Below are 19,241 nucleotides of genomic sequence, written 5' to 3'. Positions count from 1 at the left end.
CCAAAAACGATGCCAAATCAAAATTATTTCCTTTTCAGTATTTTTTTAACAGCATTTTGAATCGCAGGGCTTTTTAAACTTTAATTATTTAGAAGTTGTATCACCTAATATAAGTGTTAATTACAGGGTGTTTTTTTTTGAAATTTAGAAAGACGATAAACCATATAAGCATTATAGTGATGTTGAACGCAGTTGAAAAACGATTAAACATAATGTCTAATGAATTGTTACTGCGCCCAATATTACTAAAACCTAAATATTTTAGATTATGACTTTTTTCTGATTAAAACTAAAGCGTTAGCGATACGCTCAAAATTAGATGGTTAGGCTTGGTGTCAATTCTACTGTATCTACCTTGATTTTCTTCTTTAAAGGAAGCTTCATTATTGTCAAAACCTCTTTCATATCTTAAATCAATACCTATTGTATTGAAATCAACAGCAATTCCAAAATTAAAACCAACTCTAAATTTGTGTCGAATATTGTCTATATCGATACCGCGAAAATCTGAATCTAGGATAAATTGCATAGCGGGTCCAGCAAATACACTTAAATGATCTATAAGTTGAACACCTACTAAGATAGGAACATCAATTTTTCTAACATTGAATTCAGCATTATCGTAATCACTTTTGATAGCGGTGTAAACAACCTCAGGTCTTAAATAAATTTCATCACCCATCTTGCCAAAAACACCAATATGGTAACCTATGTTTTTATCCGGATTACTGCGATTAAAGCTAAGTGCATCAAAGTATTCTCCTGTAGCACCATAATTTAAACCACCTTTAATTCCATAAGAAATTGGATTTTGACCAGAGGCTGTAAACCCTACAAGAGCAAAAAATGCACTTGTGATGATTAATCTTTTTAAATTATTCACAATTTTCTAATGTTTAAATATTCGCATTCAGTTGTATGAATGCCGCTATTAAATATAATTATTTCCTTTTCAGTATTTTTTTAACAGCATTTTGAATCGCTTCACTATTTAAACCATACTTATCCATTAGTTGTGCTGGTGTTCCAGATTCTCCAAAAGTATCGTTTGTTGCTATAAATTCTTGAGGAGTAGGATTGTGCTGTGCTAATACTCTAGCAACACTTTCTCCAAGACCTCCAAGATGATTATGCTCTTCAGCAGTAACGATACATCTTGTCTTAGCCACAGAATCTAAAATAGCTTTCTCATCTAGTGGTTTTATGGTGTGAATATTAATTACTTCAGCAGAAATACCTGCTTCATGCAATGCTTTTGATGCTTCTAAAGCTTCCCAAACTAAGTGACCTGTAGCAACAATAGTAACATCTGAACCTTCAGTAAATTTAATCGCTTTGCCTATTTCAAATTTCTGATCAGCAGGTGTAAAAATTGGCACAGACGGACGACCAAACCTTAAATAAACAGGGCCATCATAATCTGCAATGGCAATAGTCGCCGCTTTTGTTTGGTTGTAATCACAAGGGTTAATAACCACCATTCCTGGTAACATTTTCATTAAGCCGATATCTTCCAAAATTTGATGCGTTGCACCATCTTCTCCTAAAGTTAATCCTGCGTGAGATGCACAAATTTTCACATTCTTACCAGAGTAAGCAATAGATTGACGAATTTGATCATAAACGCGTCCCGTTGAGAAATTAGCAAACGTTCCTGTAAATGGAATTTTTCCACCAATAGTTAAACCAGCAGCAATGCCCATCATATTAGCTTCAGCAATTCCGATTTGGAAAAAACGTTCTGGATTTTCCTCAATGAATTGATCCATTTTTAAAGATCCAATTAAGTCAGCACATAAGGCAACGACATTAGGGTTTGTTCTTCCAAGTTCAGTTAAACCGGCTCCAAAACCACTTCTTGTATCTTTTTTTTCTGTATATGTGTATGTTTTCATAATAATGCCCATAAAAATGGGTATCTGTTTAATTAGACTTTTTTTAGTAATCTCCTAATGTTTCAGGATTTTGAGATAAACCTTCCTTTAATTGCTCATCGTTAGGAGCTTTTCCATGCCAAGCATGTGTATGCATCATAAAATCGATTCCATTACCCATAACCGTATGTAAAAGAACACAAACAGGTTTTCCTTGTCCTGTTAATGATTTTGCTTCTTTCATACCTTTAAGAATAGACTCAATATCGTTCCCTTTTTCAATGTCTAAAACGATCCAGCCAAAAGCTTCAAATTTTGCTCTTATGCTACCCATTGGTAAAACATCGTCAGTAGAACCATCAATTTGTTGTTGGTTTAAATCTATCGTAGAAATAAGATTATCTACTTTTTTAGCTGAAGCATACATTATAGCTTCCCAGTTTTGGCCTTCTTGTAATTCACCATCACCATGAAGACTATAAACTAAATGATCATCATTGTTTAATTTTTTGGCTTGTGCTGCACCAAGTGCAACAGACATTCCTTGACCTAATGAACCAGAAGCGATTCGGATTCCAGGTAACCCTTCATGTGTTGTTGGATGGCCTTGTAAACGCGAGTCAATAAGTCTAAAAGTATTCAGCTCTTCAACAGGAAAATATCCAGATCTTGCCAATACGCTATAAAATACAGGTGAAATATGTCCGTTTGAAAGGAAAAATAAATCTTCTCCAATTCCGTCCATATCAAAACCGTCTTTTCTTTCCATCAGCTCTTGGTATAGAGAAACAAAAAATTCAGCACAGCCTAGTGATCCTCCTGGATGACCAGAGTTTACCTTGTGTACCATTCGTATAATATCTCTACGAACTTGAGTAGTTAAATCAGTTAATTCTTTAATGTTTGGCATGTTATATTGCTTAAGTTTTATGCCACAAAAATAACTTTTTACTAAGGGTTATCAAAAGTTGACATGATGCACTTATTAACGAATTGTATGATTTGCTAACAATATGTCGAAAATTTTAAAAATTGAAGTGCCTATTCCAAATATTGATAAGCACCTATTTTTTAAATCTAATTTAAGAAGGAATGTAATAGAGTTATTTATATTTGCCGTCTGACTTATTATACATGAAATTTACAAGAGTAGCAAACGATAAAGAAACTAAAGCAAGAGCAGGAACCATTACTACAGATCATGGCACCATAGAAACACCTATTTTTATGCCAGTTGGAACTGTAGCATCCGTAAAAGGAGTGCATCAACGTGAGTTGAAGAATGATATTAATCCAGATATTATTCTTGGAAATACCTATCATCTCTATTTAAGGCCTCAAACTCCAATTTTAGAACAAGCTGGAGGTTTGCATAAATTTATGAATTGGGATCGTAATATTTTAACCGATTCTGGTGGTTACCAAGTATATTCAATGTCTTCGAATCGAAAGATAAAAGAAGAAGGTGTAAAGTTTAAATCACATATTGATGGTAGTTACCATGTGTTCACACCAGAAAACGTGATGGAAGTTCAGCGAAGTATTGGTGCCGATATTATTATGGCTTTTGATGAGTGTACACCTTATCCTTGTGACTATAATTATGCAAAACGTTCTATGCATATGACACATCGTTGGTTAGAACGTTGTTTAACGCATCTAAAAAAAACACCTTTTAAGTACGATTATGAACAAACATTTTTTCCGATTGTTCAAGGAAGTTGTTATAAAGATTTACGTGAGCAATCTGCAGAATATATTGCCAATGCAGGAGCAGAAGGGAATGCTATTGGTGGACTTTCAGTTGGTGAGCCAGCGGAAGAAATGTATGCTATGACAGATATCGTTTGTAATATTTTACCAGAAGACAAACCGCGATATTTAATGGGAGTTGGTACACCAATCAATATATTAGAAAATATAGCGTTAGGTGTAGATATGTTTGATTGTGTAATGCCAACAAGAAATGCTAGAAACGGCATGTTGTTTACAGCTCATGGCTCAATTAATATCAAAAATTTAAAATGGGCTAATGATTTTTCGCCTGTAGATGAAATGGGAATTACATTTGTAGATACCGAATATACTAAAGCGTATTTAAGACATTTATTTACGGTTAATGAATTATTAGGAAAGCAAATTGCTACTATACATAATCTAGGTTTTTATCTTTGGTTAACTAGAGAAGCTAGAAAACATATTATTGCAGGTGATTTTAGAGCTTGGAAGGATAAAATGGTGAAGCAAATGGATAACCGATTATAGAAATTGAAATCGAATAAGAATGCATTTCAACTAAACAACAAACAATAAACGATAAGACTTGAAAATTCTAGATTGGTACATATTAAAACGGTATTTATTTACATTTCTAATGATGTTATTGCTGTTTGTTCCTATCGGTATAATAGTAGATTTAGCTGAGAAGGTTGGTAAAATGTTAGAAAATGATGTGCCGTTTGGTGAGATTGCATATTATTATTTAGATTTTACAGTTTATTTTGCGAACCTTTTATTTCCATTATTTTTATTTCTATCCGTTATTTGGTTTACTTCTAAGTTGGCTAATAATACAGAAATCGTGGCTTTTTTAAGTTCAGGAGTTTCGTTTTCAAGGTTCTTAAGACCGTATTTAATTGGAGCTACCATGGTGGCTGGATTTGCTTTGTTTTTAGGGATGTATTTAGCACCTATTGCAAGTCAGGGATTTAATGAATTTAAATATAAGTATTTAAGAAAGAATAGATCCGTTCAGCAAACCAAAGATGTTTACCAACAAATTAATGATCAAGACTATATCTACGTCAGTAATTTTATACCCAAGACCAATACAGGCTTAAAATTTACATACGAACATTTTGAAGGCAACGAACTGAAATACAAAATTTTTGCAGACAGAATTAGTTATGTTGAAAAGGATAGTGCATATAAACTTACTACCTATATAAAACGGTCATTTAATGATGGCATTGAAACGGTAGAAGAAGAGAGTCAAAAACTAATGCAATTTCCATTTGAATTGGAAGATTTAACACCTGTTCAATATGCTGCAGAAACAAAACCTTATGGTGAATTACTTAAGTTTATTGCTGCAGAAAAACGGAGAGGCTCACCTAATATAGGACGCTATGAAGTTGTAAAATTACGAAAATGGAGTTTACCTGTTTCTATATTTATTCTTACCATTATAGCGGTTGCTGTGTCTTCAGTAAAACGAAGAGGAGGCATGGGTACTAACCTTGCCGTTGGTATTGCTATTGCTATGATTTATGTTTTCTTTGATAAGGTTTTTGGCGTAATGGCAGAACAATCTGATTTTCCAGCTATAGTTGCTGTATGGTTTCCTAATGTAATATTTGGTATTTTAGCCATATATCTACTTCAAAATGCAAAACGCTAAACTAAAGCATTATTTACACTTACATGTTCTTGTTGTAATTGCTGGTTTTACAGCGATTTTAGGCGAACTAATTACCATTGGAGCACTAGAACTTGTTTGGTATAGGATGGCAATGGCCGGAATTTTAATGTTTATTTACATTAAAATTGTGAGGATAAATATCAAAGTATCTAAAAAATCACTTTCAAATTTTTTTCTGGCTGGTATTATCATAGCTCTACACTGGATTACTTTTTTTGAAGCTATTAATCAGGCTAATGTTTCTATTGCTTTAGCTATGTTTTCCTCAGGTGCATTTTTCGCCTCTTTTATAGAACCCATTCTGTTTAAACGTCGTATTTTAGGTTATGAAATTATCTTTGGAATCATTGTGATTCTCGGTGTGTTTTTAATTACGAGTAGTGAAATGGGATATATTAATGGTATCATTTTAGGCTTGTTCTCTGCATTATTCTCAACATTATTTGCGGTAATAAATGGTCTTTTTATTGAGCGACATAGCGCAACAGTTATTTCATTTTATGAATTTATAAGTGGAGTGCTTTTTTTAACGGTATTTATTCTATTAACAGGAAAAAGTTTTAATGCCGAATTTTTTACACTCTCAACTTCTGATTGGGTTTACTTATTTATTTTAGCTTCAGTTTGTACAGCCTATGCATTTATTGGCTCGGTAGATATTATGCGTTATATAAGTCCTTTTACAGCAATTTTAAGCTATAATTTAGAACCTGTTTACGGAATAGCCATCGCGTTAGTCCTTTTTCCTGAAACAGAAAAGATGTCTCCACAATTTTATATAGGTGCTGTGCTTGTTTTAGTTACCGTTTTATTTGATGCCGTTTTTAAAAATTATAAAAGGAGAAGAAATAACACAAGCAGTATTACCAATTAAATTTTTATAGTTTATTTAATAAATTCTATTTTTGTAAATTGAAATGTGAACTTACTTTTTTATATATTTTTTCTAATATCGAAATAAGAATACGTAGGTTTGTACCCTAACTATACTAACTAAAACAAAACTAACTTCAAATTGTATGGAATATTTAGAGTTTGAATTACCAATAAAAGAACTAGAAGAGCAACTAGATAAATGTGAAATTATAGGCAAGGAAAGTGAAGTAGATGTTACTGAAACCTGTAAACAGATTGAAAAAAAGCTCGCTGAAACGAAGAAAGATATTTACAAAAACCTTACGGCTTGGCAACGTGTTCAGTTGTCTCGTCATCCTAATAGACCTTATACTTTAGATCATATTAAAGCACTTTGTGGAGATACATTTTTGGAGTTACACGGAGACCGAAATGTTAAGGATGATAAAGCCATGATTGGTGGATTAGGTAAAATTGGTGATCAATCATATATGTTTATTGGTCAACAAAAAGGATTTAATACCAAAACAAGGCAGTATCGCAATTTCGGAATGTCTAATCCAGAAGGCTACCGTAAAGCATTACGACTTATGAAATCTGCTGAGAAATTCGGAATTCCTGTGGTAACTTTAATAGACACTCCCGGTGCTTATCCTGGATTGGAAGCTGAAGAGCGTGGACAAGGAGAAGCAATTGCTAGAAATATCTTAGAAATGGCACGTCTTAAAGTACCAATCATTACTATTATTATTGGTGAAGGTGCTTCAGGTGGAGCTTTAGGCATTGGAGTAGGTGATCGTGTGATGATGTTAGAGAATACTTGGTATTCTGTGATTTCACCAGAATCTTGTTCTTCTATATTATGGAGGAGCTGGGAATATAAAGAACAAGCAGCGGAAGCTTTAAAACTTACAGCTAAAGATATGAAGCGTATGAAGCTTGTAGATTCTATTATTAAAGAACCACTTGGTGGTGCGCATACCGATAGAAACAAAACATTTTCGGCTGTAAAAGACGCCATAGTTAAATCTTATGAAGAGCTTAAAAACTTATCACCAAAAGATTTAGTAAAGCAACGTATGGAAAAATATGACGCTATGGGAGTCTATAAAGACTAATTCCAACGAACATAGGGTACTAAAAAAAACTGAAGTTTTGGCTTCGGTTTTTTTTGGCGCTATTAACAATAAAATCAAGTTATTAACAGTTAGATTGTTGATGATATGTTGACATCGTAAAGCGATCATCTTCATTTTCTCAACACTATTTAACTACTTTTGTTACTTATGAAACAACCCAATCCAGTACAAGGCTACAAAGTTGATAAAAGCACTATCATTAGTTTAGAAAAAGGAAAAATTCCGCCACAAGCAACTGATTTAGAAGAGGTTGTGCTTGGGGCGATGATGATTGATAAAAAAGGTGTAGACGAAGTAATTGATATTTTAAGTCCAGATTCTTTTTATAAAGAAGCACACAAACACATTTTTGAAGCCATTTTTAAACTTTTCGAAAACAGTGAGCCTATTGACTTATTAACTGTTTCGAGCCAATTAAAGAAAGATGAAAAGTTAGAAGCTATTGGTGGTGATTTTTACCTCATTTCTTTAACACAACGCGTATCATCTTCGGCACATATTGAGTTTCATGCACGTATTATCCTTCAAAAATTTATTCAGAGAAGTTTAATTAAAATTTCAAACGAAATTATAGAAGAAGCTTATGACGAAACTAAGGATGTTTTTGACCTTTTAGATACAGCTGAAGCAAAATTATATGAAGTCACCCAAGGTAACGTTAAGAAATCTACAGAATCTGCTCAGAGTTTAGTTATTCAAGCGAAAAAGAAAATTGAGGAAATGTCTAATAAAGAGGGGATGAGTGGTGTCGCTTCTGGTTTTGATAAACTCGATAAATTAACCTCAGGTTGGCAGCCAAGTGATTTAATTATTGTTGCTGCTCGTCCAGGTATGGGTAAAACAGCTTTAACACTTACAATGGCAAGAAACGTTGCTGTTAATAGTAATACACCCGTTGCATTCTTTTCTCTGGAGATGTCTTCAGTTCAATTAATAACCCGTTTAATTTCTAGTGAAACTGGCTTATCTTCAGAAAAATTAAGAACTGGTAAATTAGAAAAGCACGAATGGGAGCAGCTTAACGTTAAAGTAAAAACTTTAGAGCAAGCACCTTTATTTATTGATGACACACCATCGCTTTCTATTTTCGATTTAAGAGCAAAGGCACGTCGTTTAGCATCGCAATACGGTATTAAGATGATTATGATTGACTACTTGCAATTAATGACGGCAGGTGGTAGTCAAAAAGGAGGTAATCGTGAACAAGAAATTTCCATGATTTCTCGAAACCTTAAAGCGTTAGCAAAAGAATTAAGTATTCCTGTAATTGCCTTATCACAGTTATCGCGTGCTGTAGAAACGCGTGGAGGTAGTAAACGCCCTTTATTATCTGATTTACGTGAATCTGGTGCGATTGAGCAAGATGCAGATATTGTGGCGTTTATATATAGACCAGAATATTATAAAATTGACGAATGGGATGATGAAGAACGTTCTCCAACTGAGGGTCAGGGTGAATTCATTGTCGCAAAACATAGAAATGGTGGTCTAGAAAATATACGATTGAAGTTTATCGGTCATTTAGGTAAGTTTGATAATTTAGATGATTTTGATACTCCTTTTGGTGCAGAGTTTCATTCTAAAATGAATGATGCAGCTAACGATAATACATTTAGTCCTGATAAATTTCCTTCAGCTTCAGATGCCTTTGGTGGGCCAGAAGATGATGGAGTACCATTTTAACAGTGATTTATGGAAATGAAAAGTGTATTTTGATGTATCTTTGAACGCTTAGTTAAAAGAAGTTGCCTCATGTTAGAACAAAGACGTACAACCAATGTGTTGTTGCTAATTATAGCAGTTCCTTTAGTATTCTATTTACTAAAGATATTGTCCTTTATATTTATACCATTGATTTTTTCAATGTTTATTGCGCTATTGTTTTTGCCATTAATGCGTTGGTTAGGACGACGAAATTTCCCCAAAGTAGTAAGCATAATTATTGTTTTATTGCTGGTTGCAGTTGGACTTAAATTAGGTATTGAATTAGTACAATTATCTAGCAAAGAAATATTAGCGAATAACACGGAATTTTTATCTAAAGCTGAATTAAAAATAGCCGACTTAAAAGTTTATTTATTAGATAATTTTGGAATAGAGATTGAACAAGAACATGGCTTTTTAGGACAGTTCTTTCAAAAAGAAAATTTAGGATCTACACTTGGGTTTTTAAATTCTTTCCTAACCAGTTTATTAATGACCGTTTTCTTTGTAGTATTATGGTTAGCAGAATCCATTAATGTTCATAAGTTGCTGAATAATACATTGTTAAAAAGAAAACATACATCGGTTAAAACCTTCATGAAGATTGAAAAAGATCTTATAAAATTTATTAAAGTAAAGGTATTAGTTAGTGCTTTAACAGGGCTATTTACAGGGCTAATGTGTGTGTTTTTTGATGTAAGCTTCCCAATTTTTTGGGGATTATTTGCCTTCGCTATTAACTTTGTACAAATGGTTGGTTCCTTTATTTCGGTAATATTCTTGTCCATTTTTGCCTTTGTAGAACTAGATCCAACAAGTACGTTGTTCTTCTTTATTTTTGCAATTTCAATGGTGCAAGTCACATTTGGTGCTGTTTTAGAGCCAATTTTTATGGGGAAATCTTTTTCTATAAACGTGATTGCTGTATTAGTTATGCTGATGTTTTGGGGCTTTCTATGGGGAATTCCGGGTTTAGTGATGGCGATTCCGATTACTGTTTTTATTAAAATTATTTTAGAACAGTTTGAAGGTACCAAAGTCATAGCTAGCTTACTATCTGGAAATGAAGCTTCATTAGAGTAAACACTATTAGTTATTTCGTCGTAACAAAGTTTGGGTTTCGATGTTTGAGAGTGGTATTTTTAATTGATTTCAGGTATTTAATTGTGTATCAGCTAAAAGCATGTGTTTTCTCTGCGCAACGCATTCTCATTTTATAACAGATAAACGCATTACATATTTAATTGAGGTCTTAAAAGAATGATAAATCAAGTCCGTAAAGACTAAAAAATAGTTATATTTCGTTCTAAATCTATGAACTTGAAAAAAATTGCCTTCTTCTTATTTCTAATCGTATGTAGTGCCAATTCGTATGCCTCCTATATTCTTATTCCAATGGATGCAGAAACGCAAAGCAATCATTTAAAAGCATATGGAATAACATATTGGACCTTAGAGCGTGAGCTAAAAGTTAAGTGGCTACTTAATTATAGAGGTGGTTCATTTCTATTGCCAGATGCCGATATTATTCAGCGCGAGTGCCAAATTAGAGGAGTTTCTTTTGAGGTAATTTCGGATGCAAAAGCGACTCAGATTTTAGAAGAGATTGCGAGTCCTGCAGTAAATCAAGAAGCTGTGGTTTTGGAAAAGGCACCAAAAATTGCGGTTTATACTCCAACAGGGCTAAAACCTTGGGATGATGCAGTAACTATGGTTTTAACCTATGCTGAAATTCCTTATGAAACTATTTATGATGAAGAGGTTTTGAATGATGAATTATTACTTTATGATTGGTTACACTTACATCATGAAGATTTTACAGGTCAATATGGAAAATTCTACAGAGCATATAGATCTGCTGCTTGGTATATTGAAGATAAAAGAGAAGCAGAAGCCTTAGCCAAACGATTAGGCTACAATAAAGTTTCAGAAGAGAAATCAGCTGTTTCCCTTAAAATTAGGGATTATGTAGTTGGTGGTGGATTTATGTTTGCCATGTGTTCTGCAACAGATAGTTTTGATATCGCACTTTCAGCGGAAGGTGTAGATATTTGCGAGCCTATGTTTGATGGTGATGGTAGTGATCCAGGTTATCAGAATAAAATCGATTTTTCTAAAACCTTTGCTTTTAAAGATTATATTTTAGAACGTAGTCCTAATGTTTACGAGTTTTCGTCTATAGATATGACTCAAAAACGACAAATTAATAAGACTGTAGATTATTTTTCTCTTATGGAATATTCTGCAAAATGGGATCCAATTCCATCAATGTTAACTCAAAATCATACCGCATTGGTTAAAGGTTTTATGGGACAAACAACTTCATTTAGTAGAGATCAAATAAAATCCAACGTCTTAGTAATGGGTGAAAACAAAACAAATGGAGAAGCTAAATATATTCACGGTATTAAAGGAAAAGGCTTTTTTACCTTTTATGGAGGCCATGATCCTGAAGATTACACGCATAGAGTAGGCGATCCAAAAACGGAATTAGACCTGCATCCCACATCTCCAGGGTATCGGCTAATTTTAAACAATGTATTATTTCCTGCGGCTAAAAAGAAGAAGCAGAAAACGTAATATGAAGTACATAATTATTGCACTATTTTTCCTGTTGACTCATGAATCATGATGAAAAAATAGCGATATCTTAAATTTTGGAGAAAGCTTAATCTCGGAAATAAATTAGATAAAGGACTTTCTTACTACAAGAATAAAGCCTGAATATACTAAAACAAATGAAGAGGAAATTCAATAATTATTGGGTCTAAAACTACAATTGAATTACGATACAGCTAGTACATACTATGTAGAAGCTTTTAAAGCGGTTATAAATTAATTCTGTTTGTCATAACCGAGGTTTGGGAAAATGTTGGTAAGACTGATTAACAAGTAGTGTTTTTGATTAACTAAATCTGAGGTTACAGTAACAGGACCTTTTTTTTGTTTGTTAATACATCAGAGTTTCAAAGTATTATTTCTTATTTTTAATGAAACCCAATAGATATGTTATCAAAAGAAACGATACTCAACAAAATCCAAATTTTAATTACAAATCATTTTAAAACTCCAGAGGACGCCTTTAAGTTTTTCGATAAAGATGGAGACGGAAAACTAAACAAAGCTGAAATTGTAAAATTATTGAAAGAAGCTGAAATTACCGGATTTATACGTGGTATGGTGTCTTCAAAATTAATAGAAGGCTATGATAAAGATGGAGATCACCTTATAAATTGGGAAGAATTTAAATCTGCTATTGATGAGATATCAGATCAATCGAAATAAAAAACCATTATTATATTATGCAATTCTTTCAAAAGGAAATCAAACTACAACCATTTTCAAGAGGTTTTCATTTAGTGACCACTGAAGTAGTAAATGCGATTCCTGAAATTAGTCAGATTAAAATCGGACAATTGCAAATATTCATTAAGCATACATCTGCAAGTTTAACGATTAACGAGAATGCAGATCCAACGGTTAGATTAGATTTTGAAAGTCATATCAATAAAATGGTTCCAGAAAATCAGGCTTATTACCAGCATACTTATGAAGGTTCTGATGATATGCCTGCACATATAAAAGCATCATTAATGGGAACGTCTGTTCAAATTCCTATCACAAATGGTAAATTAAATCTCGGAATTTGGCAAGGTGTTTACCTTTGCGAGCATAGAAATAGAGCAGGAGGAAGACAGTTAGTCCTTACGGCTTTCGGCAATTAACGCTTCTAAAACCAGTTCTACACCATTATTATCATTAGATACAGTTTCGAAATTGGCAACTGCTTTTACATCAGGATGCGCATTGGCCATTGCGTAACTATATTCTGCGCATTTCAACATTTCTAAATCGTTATTGTAATCTCCAAATACCATAGTTTCAGAAGGAGTAATGTTCAGTTGCTTTTGTAAAAAAGTAATTGCATTTCCTTTATTAGTAATCGCTTCAGAAATATCTACCCAATGATTACCAGATACCACAACATTGAGTTCTGGCTTTAGATGTTTTACAAATGGGAAGATATTAGCTTCAGAATTTGTGGTGTGATACAATGCTATTTTAATGACGTCTTCAGTAATTTCTTCAAAAGAATCGATTATAGTATAGACTGAATAATATTCAGAAAACGTCTTTACCAAATTATTAGATGCTCTAAGAATAAAGGCTCGATTTTTAGTGCAGAAAATAGGATAGGTGTTTTCAATGGTAGTCACTAATTTATAAAGTTCTATTAATCGATTCGGATGAAGTAGATTAGAAAGCAATACGTTTTCGTTCTTAATGACCAATCCACCATTTTCAGCAACAATAATAATATCATCTTTTATAGGTTGAAGTTTATCTACAATGCTATAATAAGGTCGTCCACTTGCGGCAACAAACTGAATGTTTTGCTGCTTTAAGTCTTCAAATATTTTAAAGAACCTTTCGCTTACTTCGTGATTAGAATTTAATAATGTGCCATCCATATCTGTGACTACCATTTTAACGTCTTTCATATTATATGCTTATAATTTATATTCAAATTAAGTGAAATAAAAAACCGATTCATAACTGAATCGGTTTTTGTTTTAATGCGAACCCACATTACAGCCACAAGCCTCTCGAGTAAAACTCTGCGATTCCTCATGCCAAGGAAATGCTTGGTTATATTTATTATTTTCCCAATAGAATTCAGTCCGTTCTTTTGGATGATTTCCTATTTCATTCATGGTTTCAGTATCATACATACGACCATTAATCATGGTGTAAATAATACTTTCAGAATTTCTAATATTTTCTAAAGGGTTTTTATCCATAACAATTAAATCGGCTAACTTCCCTTTTTTAAGAGAACCAATATCGTTACCAGCACCTATATAGTTAGCACTATTAATAGTCGCTGCTTTTAAAGCTTCATGATTCGTCATGCCGCCTTGTTGAAGTGACCATAATTCCCAATGGGCTCCAAGTCCTTGTAATTGACCATGCGCTCCAAGGTTGACTTTTACACCAGCATCACTAAGTGCTTTAGTGGTTTTAGATACCAAAATATGACCGTTTTCATATTCTTCATCCGGAACCATAACACGATGTCTAGAACGTGAATCGATAATTGCTCTTGGAGTATATTTTAGAAGCTTTTCATTCTCCCAAACATTGGTCTTTTGATACCAATACACTTCACTATTCATACCTCCATAATTCACAATAAGTGTTGGTGTGTAACCCACATTACTATTTCCCCAAAGTTCTAAAACATCTTTATATACAGGAGCCACAGGAATATTGTGTTCTACTCCAGTATGCCCATCCATAACCATGGTGATATTGTGATAAAACGTTGAACCACCTTCGGGAACGACAAAAATCCCTTCCTCGCGAGCAGCTTGTAAGACTTGTTGACGTTGCTCACGTCTTGGTTGATTGTAACTCTTTACAGATAAAGCACCAAAAGCCTTTGTTCTTCTAATAGACGAACGTGCATCTTCAAGATTGTTAATAACAGCTTTAAAATCTCCATCGGCTCCATAAAGGATAAATCCTGTAGAGTAGAGGCGAGGCCCAACAAGCTCCCCTGTTTTTTGTAATTCCGAAAGTGCAAAAATGGTTTCAGTATGTGCAGAGGGGTCATGAGAGGTCGTCACTCCATAAGCTAAATTCGCATAAAATTGCCAATGCTTTTGTGTTGTTAATCCGTATCTGAACCCACCAATATGCGCATGAGCATCTACCATGCCTGGCATAATTGTTTTTCCTGATACATCATAGACTTTTGCATCGGAAGGAATTGTTATGTCTGAAGTATTTCCTATAGCTTCAATAATGTTGTTATTAATAACGATAGTTCCATTTTCAATAACGTCATCACCTTCCATTGTAATAAGGCGAGCTCCTTTTAAGGCAATTCTACCTGAAGGTTTATCCGTTTTAGCTTCGAGATTAATATGTATTCCTTTTTCAACGAGTTTAGCATCTTCCGAAGCATTTGCCGAAAAATACTGATTTCCTAAGGTCCAATGTACTATTTTGCTGTCTTTAGACCAATGTAAATTGATACCTGCATCTTTTGAAAGCTGCGTAACTGGAACATATTTGGTTTTATCGGTTAAGTCTAAAGTATGTCCAGATTTTGGCATTGGAGCTAAATAAACTTTATGTAAATGAACAAAAGCAATCCAGTTGCTATCAGGACTTGGCAACAAAATATTCCCATGCTTTGATTTTACAAGCGTACGTTCATCAAAACCATTAAGATCAACACTTTTTAATTCTTTAGTTAAAGCCCCAAAAAATTGTCCGCCATTTTGGTAAATAATTCGTGTATCATCAGCATTAAACATTGGGAATTCTCCTTCTTTGGTTACAAATTTGGTGTTTGTCCCATCACTATTCATCAAATACAAACCTGGCTTTTTTGAAAACGTTCGACCTTGTTCGTTGTTCCCGTTTTCTTTGCGATAGACGATATGTTTGCCATTACGTGAGTACGACGGATTTCTGTAAATGCCTTTTTCTGAAGTTAACTTTGTAGACGTTCCGCCAGTTGAAGGAATCGAATAGATAGCTCCTAAATTTTGATCATTCCAAGTCACATAAGTGATTGAATTGCCATCGGGTGAGAAGGTCGGTTCAAATTCAAAATCAGTTCCAGTAGTTAATCGTTTGGCTTTGCCGTTAGGTAATTTCTGGGTGTATAAATAGCCAAGCGCATTAAAAACAATGGTTTTTCCATCTGGTGATGTGGTTGCATGTCGAATCACTTTAGCATCAAAAGTATCTGGTGCCACAGGCGTATCAAATTCCACAGCTTTAGCAATTTTAATCGTTGAGTTTGCTTGAAACGGGATATCTGAAACTTTAAGAGAGTTGATATTGATTTTATTAATTTTTCCGCCAGACCAAATCACGATGTCTTCGTTATTAGGCATCCAATTAAAGTTGGTATAGACTCCAAAAATAGCCCAAGCTTCTTGCTGGTCTTTATTCAGTTGATCATACACAGGCCATTCTTCACCTGTTTCTAAATCGTGAATATATAATACAGTTTTAGTACGAACACGTTTTACAAATGCTAATTTTTTTCCATCTCTAGAAATTTGAGGGCGTGCAGCTCCTCCTGGACCACCTGTGATTCTCGTGGTTTGTCCTGTTTTCATGTTGTAACGATTGATGACATAGATTTGGCTATTAGGATCTTTGTTATATTGAAAAGCTCCTCCAGGATACACATCTTCACTATAGTATAAATACTTTCCGTCAGGAGATATAGTGGGTTCGTTCACATCCTGTTGATCATTTTTCTTTTGTGTCAGTTGTAAACCACTACCTCCAGTTTTATGATACATCCATAATTCACCAGCTCCTAAAGAGCGACCGGAAGTAAAGTGTTTTCGGGCAATAAGATACTCACCATCTGGTGTCCAAACTGTATTGTTTAGTAATCTAAAATCTTCCTTTGTTATTTGATTAGCATCAGAGCCATCAGTGTTCATAATCCATATGTTGTCGCCTCCACCAGCATCACTAGTAAATGAGATGTGTTTACCGTCTGGACTAAAGCGAGGTTGTATTTCAAAAGGTAAACCTTCTCTTAATAATTTAGCCTTACCACCATTGCTATCCATGATGTAGATATCTCCTAATAAATCAAAAACAATAGCTTTTCCATCCGGACTCACATCTAAATTCATCCAAGTGCCTTCGTTAGTTGAAAGGTTAAGTTCTTTGAAATTCCAATCACCTTCAGGATTGGAGACATCCCATGATTTTGTTTTATCTTTATCTTGGCTGAAAGCGTTAAAAGTAACAAGTAGAATGAGGGTTGCAATAAGTTGAATACGCTTCATGGAAATAGTTTTAATTAAAGCGTAAGTTAAAAATAAAAAAGGAATTTTCTATAATTATGCTTTTGTGCAAACGGTTTAGTTTTAATAATTAGACATAAAAAAATCCGATTCAAATAAATGAACCGGATCTTATAAGCGAAATGTTGTTATTAATTTGGCTAAAAGCCTATTTTACTTTGTTTACTATAGCTTCAAAAGCATCTGGGTGATTCATCGCTAAATCGGCAAGCACCTTACGGTTCAAGTCAATATTATTTGATTTTAATCCTCCCATAAATTTTGAATAGCTCATTCCATGCTGTCTTGCACCTGCGTTAATACGCATAATCCATAACGAACGGAATGTTCTCTTTTTTACTCTACGGTCTCTGTACGAATATTGCATCGCTTTGTCAACCGCATTTTTTGCTACTGTCCAAACGTTTTTACGTCTTCCGAAGTAACCTTTTGCTTGCTTAAGAACCTTTTTTCTTCTGGCTCTTTTTGCTACTGAATTTACTGATCTTGGCATTCTCTTAAATGTGTTTTTGTAGTAGGCGGTCTATATTAATAGACACTTGCTAAATTATTTTGCCTAACTCCAGGGTTTATAAATTGTTTTAACCGATTAAAACAGAATTACTTTAAACGTAATAATGTTTTAATATTGTTCTCATCTGCTTTGTGTACCAAACCATCATGAGTTAATTTAAGCTTACGCTTTTTAGATTTTTTTGTCAATATATGACTCTTAAAAGCATGCTTTCTTTTAATCTTACCAGTGCCAGTTAGTTTGAAACGTTTCTTAGCACTCGATTTTGTTTTCATTTTAGGCATTTTCTCCTCTGTTTAATTTACGTTTCGCTTATTATCGTTTTGCTGAAAATCAGCTTTTTATTATTTTTTCTCTCTACATTTATGTTGGTAGTTGAGCGTAGTTAAACTACTTTTTCTTAGGTGCGATGAACATAATCATTCGCTTTCCTTCTAGCTTAGGCATTTGTTCTACCTTTCCATATTCTTCAAGATCTTGGGCTAATTTTAATAATAAAATTTGACCTTGTTCTTTAAATACAATGGATCGTCCTTTAAAGAAAACAAACGCTTTTAATTTCGCTCCGTCTTTTAGGAACTTTTCTGCATGTTTCTTTTTAAACTCGTAATCATGGTCATCTGTTTGAGGACCAAAACGAATTTCTTTAACGATTACTTTAGTCGCTTTAGATTTTAATGTTTTTTCTCGTTTCTTCTGCTCGTAAAGGAATTTTTTATAATCCATAACTTTACAAACAGGAGGGTTCGCATTTGGCGAAATCTCTACGAGATCTAAACCTTGTTCGTCGGCTAGGGATAATGCCTGTTTTATAGGATAAACACCTATTTCAACATTATCTCCGACTAATCTTACTTCTTCAGATCTGATTTTAGAATTTATACGGTGTTTATCTTCTTGAGATACACGTCTTGTAAAATTCTTTCTGTTTCTACGTATTGCTATGGCTTCTGTATTTTAAATTAAACTTAATATTATTTAAAAGTTTTTAAACTTTTACTAATTCTATCTTTTACTATTTTCACAAAGTCTTCTACAGTAATTGTGCCAAGGTCTTCACCACCATGTTGACGCACTGTTATTGTATTGTCTTTTTCTTCTTGCTCACCTACAATAATCATAAACGGAAACTTTTGCATTTCAGCTTCTCGAATTTTCTTACCTACAGTTTCATTTCTGTTGTCTGTGAGGGCGCGAATTTCGTCATTTTCTAGCGAAATTAAAACTTTTTCGGCGTATTTTTCATATTTCTCACTTATAGAGAGTATAATTGCTTGTTCTGGCATTAACCAAAGTGGGAAGTTTCCACCTGTATGCTCTAGCAATATAGCTATAAAACGTTCCATACTACCAAAAGGAGCACGGTGAATCATAACCGGTCTATGCATTTCGTTATCACTACCTTTATAAGATAAATCAAAGCGTTCTGGTAAATTATAATCAACTTGTATGGTACCTAATTGCCATTGACGCCCAAGAGCATCTTTAACCATAAAGTCTAACTTAGGACCGTAAAATGCTGCTTCACCCGTTTCCACAACAAAATTTAAACCTTTATCTTTCGCAGCATTTAAAATAGCTTCTTCTGCTTTCTTCCAATTTTCGTCACTTCCAATATATTTATCAGGATTTTCAGGGTCTCTTAGTGAGACCTGAGCTGTAAAATTCTCGAAACCTAATGATCCAAAGACATACAGTACTAAATCAATAACGTCTTTAAACTCTTTGTCCAACTGATCTGGTGTACAGAAAATATGAGCATCATCTTGTGTAAAGCCTCTAACTCTAGTTAAACCATGTAATTCACCACTTTGTTCATAGCGGTATACAGTACCAAATTCGGCATAACGTTTGGGTAATTCTTTATATGAAAAAGGTTTAGCA

General features: G+C 33.8%; 18 protein-coding genes (1 of these 18 running past the window's edge). 9 read left to right on the top strand and 9 right to left on the bottom strand.

What is annotated here, in order from left to right; translation table 11 throughout:
• Positions 1 to 289: 289 nt before the first annotated feature.
• Genes HM992_RS15105 through HM992_RS15095 form a run of 3 tightly spaced genes read right to left on the bottom strand, consistent with a single transcriptional unit; the run spans position 290 to position 2,784 of the window.
• Positions 290 to 883, bottom strand: a complete 594-nt coding sequence (locus HM992_RS15105; protein WP_179320264.1) for a porin family protein — start codon at positions 881 to 883, stop codon at positions 290 to 292.
• Positions 884 to 941: 58 nt separating this feature from the next.
• Complete coding sequence (locus HM992_RS15100; RefSeq protein ID WP_179320263.1) at positions 942 to 1,895, bottom strand: transketolase family protein; 954 nt, start codon at positions 1,893 to 1,895, stop codon at positions 942 to 944.
• Positions 1,896 to 1,938: 43 nt separating this feature from the next.
• The gene (locus HM992_RS15095; protein WP_178984280.1) at positions 1,939 to 2,784 is read right to left on the bottom strand and encodes a transketolase; all 846 of its coding nucleotides are present in this window, start codon (positions 2,782 to 2,784) and stop codon (positions 1,939 to 1,941) included.
• A 224-nt stretch (positions 2,785 to 3,008) separates the two neighbouring features.
• On the opposite strand from HM992_RS15095, the gene tgt reads away from it, so the two are divergent.
• The 9 genes from tgt (at position 3,009) to HM992_RS15050 (ending at position 12,718) form a co-directional block, all read left to right on the top strand.
• Complete coding sequence (gene tgt / locus HM992_RS15090; protein ID WP_179320262.1) at positions 3,009 to 4,139, top strand: tRNA guanosine(34) transglycosylase Tgt; 1,131 nt, start codon at positions 3,009 to 3,011, stop codon at positions 4,137 to 4,139.
• A gap of 58 nt (positions 4,140 to 4,197) precedes the next feature.
• A complete protein-coding gene (locus tag HM992_RS15085) occupies positions 4,198 to 5,274 on the top strand; it encodes an LptF/LptG family permease (RefSeq protein WP_178984282.1) in 1,077 nt (358 codons plus the stop codon).
• Positions 5,261 to 6,169 carry a DMT family transporter gene (locus HM992_RS15080; protein WP_179320261.1) on the top strand — a complete coding sequence of 303 codons (909 nt, stop codon included), beginning with the start codon at positions 5,261 to 5,263 and terminating at the stop codon, positions 6,167 to 6,169. The genes HM992_RS15085 and HM992_RS15080 overlap by 14 nt, the downstream gene beginning before the upstream one ends.
• Positions 6,170 to 6,314: 145 nt before the next feature.
• Complete coding sequence (locus HM992_RS15075) at positions 6,315 to 7,268, top strand: acetyl-CoA carboxylase carboxyltransferase subunit alpha (RefSeq protein WP_178984284.1); 954 nt, start codon at positions 6,315 to 6,317, stop codon at positions 7,266 to 7,268.
• 168 nt (positions 7,269 to 7,436) lie between these two features.
• A complete protein-coding gene (gene dnaB, locus HM992_RS15070; protein WP_178984285.1) occupies positions 7,437 to 8,972 on the top strand; it encodes a replicative DNA helicase in 1,536 nt (511 codons plus the stop codon).
• Between the two features lie 69 nt (positions 8,973 to 9,041).
• Positions 9,042 to 10,076 carry an AI-2E family transporter gene (locus tag HM992_RS15065; protein WP_178984286.1) on the top strand — a complete coding sequence of 345 codons (1,035 nt, stop codon included), beginning with the start codon at positions 9,042 to 9,044 and terminating at the stop codon, positions 10,074 to 10,076.
• A gap of 312 nt (positions 10,077 to 10,388) precedes the next feature.
• Positions 10,389 to 11,573 (top strand): asparagine synthetase B, encoded by a 1,185-nt coding sequence (locus HM992_RS15060; protein ID WP_394366264.1) that lies wholly within the window; start codon positions 10,389 to 10,391, stop codon positions 11,571 to 11,573.
• Positions 11,574 to 11,999: 426 nt separating this feature from the next.
• Positions 12,000 to 12,278 carry an EF-hand domain-containing protein gene (locus tag HM992_RS15055; protein WP_179320259.1) on the top strand — a complete coding sequence of 93 codons (279 nt, stop codon included), beginning with the start codon at positions 12,000 to 12,002 and terminating at the stop codon, positions 12,276 to 12,278.
• A 17-nt stretch (positions 12,279 to 12,295) separates the two neighbouring features.
• Positions 12,296 to 12,718, top strand: coding sequence for a secondary thiamine-phosphate synthase enzyme YjbQ (locus HM992_RS15050; RefSeq protein WP_178984289.1), 423 nt, complete (start codon positions 12,296 to 12,298; stop codon positions 12,716 to 12,718).
• Here HM992_RS15050 and HM992_RS15045 read toward each other — a convergent pair.
• From HM992_RS15045 to thrS, 6 genes are all read right to left on the bottom strand, one after another.
• Positions 12,692 to 13,495, bottom strand: a complete 804-nt coding sequence (locus HM992_RS15045; RefSeq protein ID WP_179320258.1) for an HAD family hydrolase — start codon at positions 13,493 to 13,495, stop codon at positions 12,692 to 12,694. The two genes, HM992_RS15050 and HM992_RS15045, sit on opposite strands and share 27 nt — an antisense overlap.
• A 72-nt stretch (positions 13,496 to 13,567) precedes the next feature.
• On the bottom strand, positions 13,568 to 16,825 hold the full coding sequence (locus tag HM992_RS15040) for an amidohydrolase family protein (RefSeq protein ID WP_179320257.1): 3,258 nt from the start codon (positions 16,823 to 16,825) through the stop codon (positions 13,568 to 13,570).
• A gap of 166 nt (positions 16,826 to 16,991) precedes the next feature.
• On the bottom strand, positions 16,992 to 17,336 hold the full coding sequence (rplT, locus tag HM992_RS15035) for a 50S ribosomal protein L20 (RefSeq protein WP_178984292.1): 345 nt from the start codon (positions 17,334 to 17,336) through the stop codon (positions 16,992 to 16,994).
• A gap of 107 nt (positions 17,337 to 17,443) precedes the next feature.
• On the bottom strand, positions 17,444 to 17,641 hold the full coding sequence (gene rpmI, locus HM992_RS15030; protein ID WP_038530922.1) for a 50S ribosomal protein L35: 198 nt from the start codon (positions 17,639 to 17,641) through the stop codon (positions 17,444 to 17,446).
• Between the two features lie 106 nt (positions 17,642 to 17,747).
• Positions 17,748 to 18,296 carry a translation initiation factor IF-3 gene (infC, locus tag HM992_RS15025; protein ID WP_178986876.1) on the bottom strand — a complete coding sequence of 183 codons (549 nt, stop codon included), beginning with the start codon at positions 18,294 to 18,296 and terminating at the stop codon, positions 17,748 to 17,750.
• Between the two features lie 35 nt (positions 18,297 to 18,331).
• Positions 18,332 to 19,241, bottom strand: the end of a protein-coding gene (gene thrS / locus HM992_RS15020) for a threonine--tRNA ligase (protein ID WP_178984293.1). The gene runs 1,034 nt beyond the window's last position; the window shows 910 of its 1,944 coding nt (coding positions 1,035-1,944); its start codon lies off the right edge, out of view; the stop codon is at positions 18,332 to 18,334.

Source organism: Winogradskyella helgolandensis (assembly GCF_013404085.1).
In the GTDB taxonomy this organism is placed as follows: Bacteria; Bacteroidota; Bacteroidia; order Flavobacteriales; family Flavobacteriaceae; genus Winogradskyella; species Winogradskyella helgolandensis.
The sequence above is the reverse complement of the archived record's forward strand: the minus strand, read 5'-3'. Positions and strand labels throughout refer to the sequence as shown.

Bases quoted from the DNA above. Each gene is read 5' to 3' on its own strand.
- HM992_RS15055 (WP_179320259.1), top strand. From the start codon at position 12,000: ATGTTATCAAAAGAAACGATACTCAACAAAATCCAAATTTTAATTACA.
- rplT (WP_178984292.1), bottom strand. From the start codon at position 17,336: ATGCCAAGATCAGTAAATTCAGTAGCAAAAAGAGCCAGAAGAAAAAAG.
- HM992_RS15045 (WP_179320258.1), bottom strand. From the start codon at position 13,495: ATGAAAGACGTTAAAATGGTAGTCACAGATATGGATGGCACATTATTA.
- tgt (WP_179320262.1), top strand. From the start codon at position 3,009: ATGAAATTTACAAGAGTAGCAAACGATAAAGAAACTAAAGCAAGAGCA.
- HM992_RS15080 (WP_179320261.1), top strand. From the start codon at position 5,261: ATGCAAAACGCTAAACTAAAGCATTATTTACACTTACATGTTCTTGTT.
- HM992_RS15075 (WP_178984284.1), top strand. From the start codon at position 6,315: ATGGAATATTTAGAGTTTGAATTACCAATAAAAGAACTAGAAGAGCAA.
- HM992_RS15065 (WP_178984286.1), top strand. From the start codon at position 9,042: ATGTTAGAACAAAGACGTACAACCAATGTGTTGTTGCTAATTATAGCA.
- HM992_RS15095 (WP_178984280.1), bottom strand. From the start codon at position 2,784: ATGCCAAACATTAAAGAATTAACTGATTTAACTACTCAAGTTCGTAGA.
- HM992_RS15040 (WP_179320257.1), bottom strand. From the start codon at position 16,825: ATGAAGCGTATTCAACTTATTGCAACCCTCATTCTACTTGTTACTTTT.
- dnaB (WP_178984285.1), top strand. From the start codon at position 7,437: ATGAAACAACCCAATCCAGTACAAGGCTACAAAGTTGATAAAAGCACT.
- HM992_RS15060 (WP_394366264.1), top strand. From the start codon at position 10,389: ATGGATGCAGAAACGCAAAGCAATCATTTAAAAGCATATGGAATAACA.
- HM992_RS15050 (WP_178984289.1), top strand. From the start codon at position 12,296: ATGCAATTCTTTCAAAAGGAAATCAAACTACAACCATTTTCAAGAGGT.
- rpmI (WP_038530922.1), bottom strand. From the start codon at position 17,641: ATGCCTAAAATGAAAACAAAATCGAGTGCTAAGAAACGTTTCAAACTA.
- HM992_RS15100 (WP_179320263.1), bottom strand. From the start codon at position 1,895: ATGAAAACATACACATATACAGAAAAAAAAGATACAAGAAGTGGTTTT.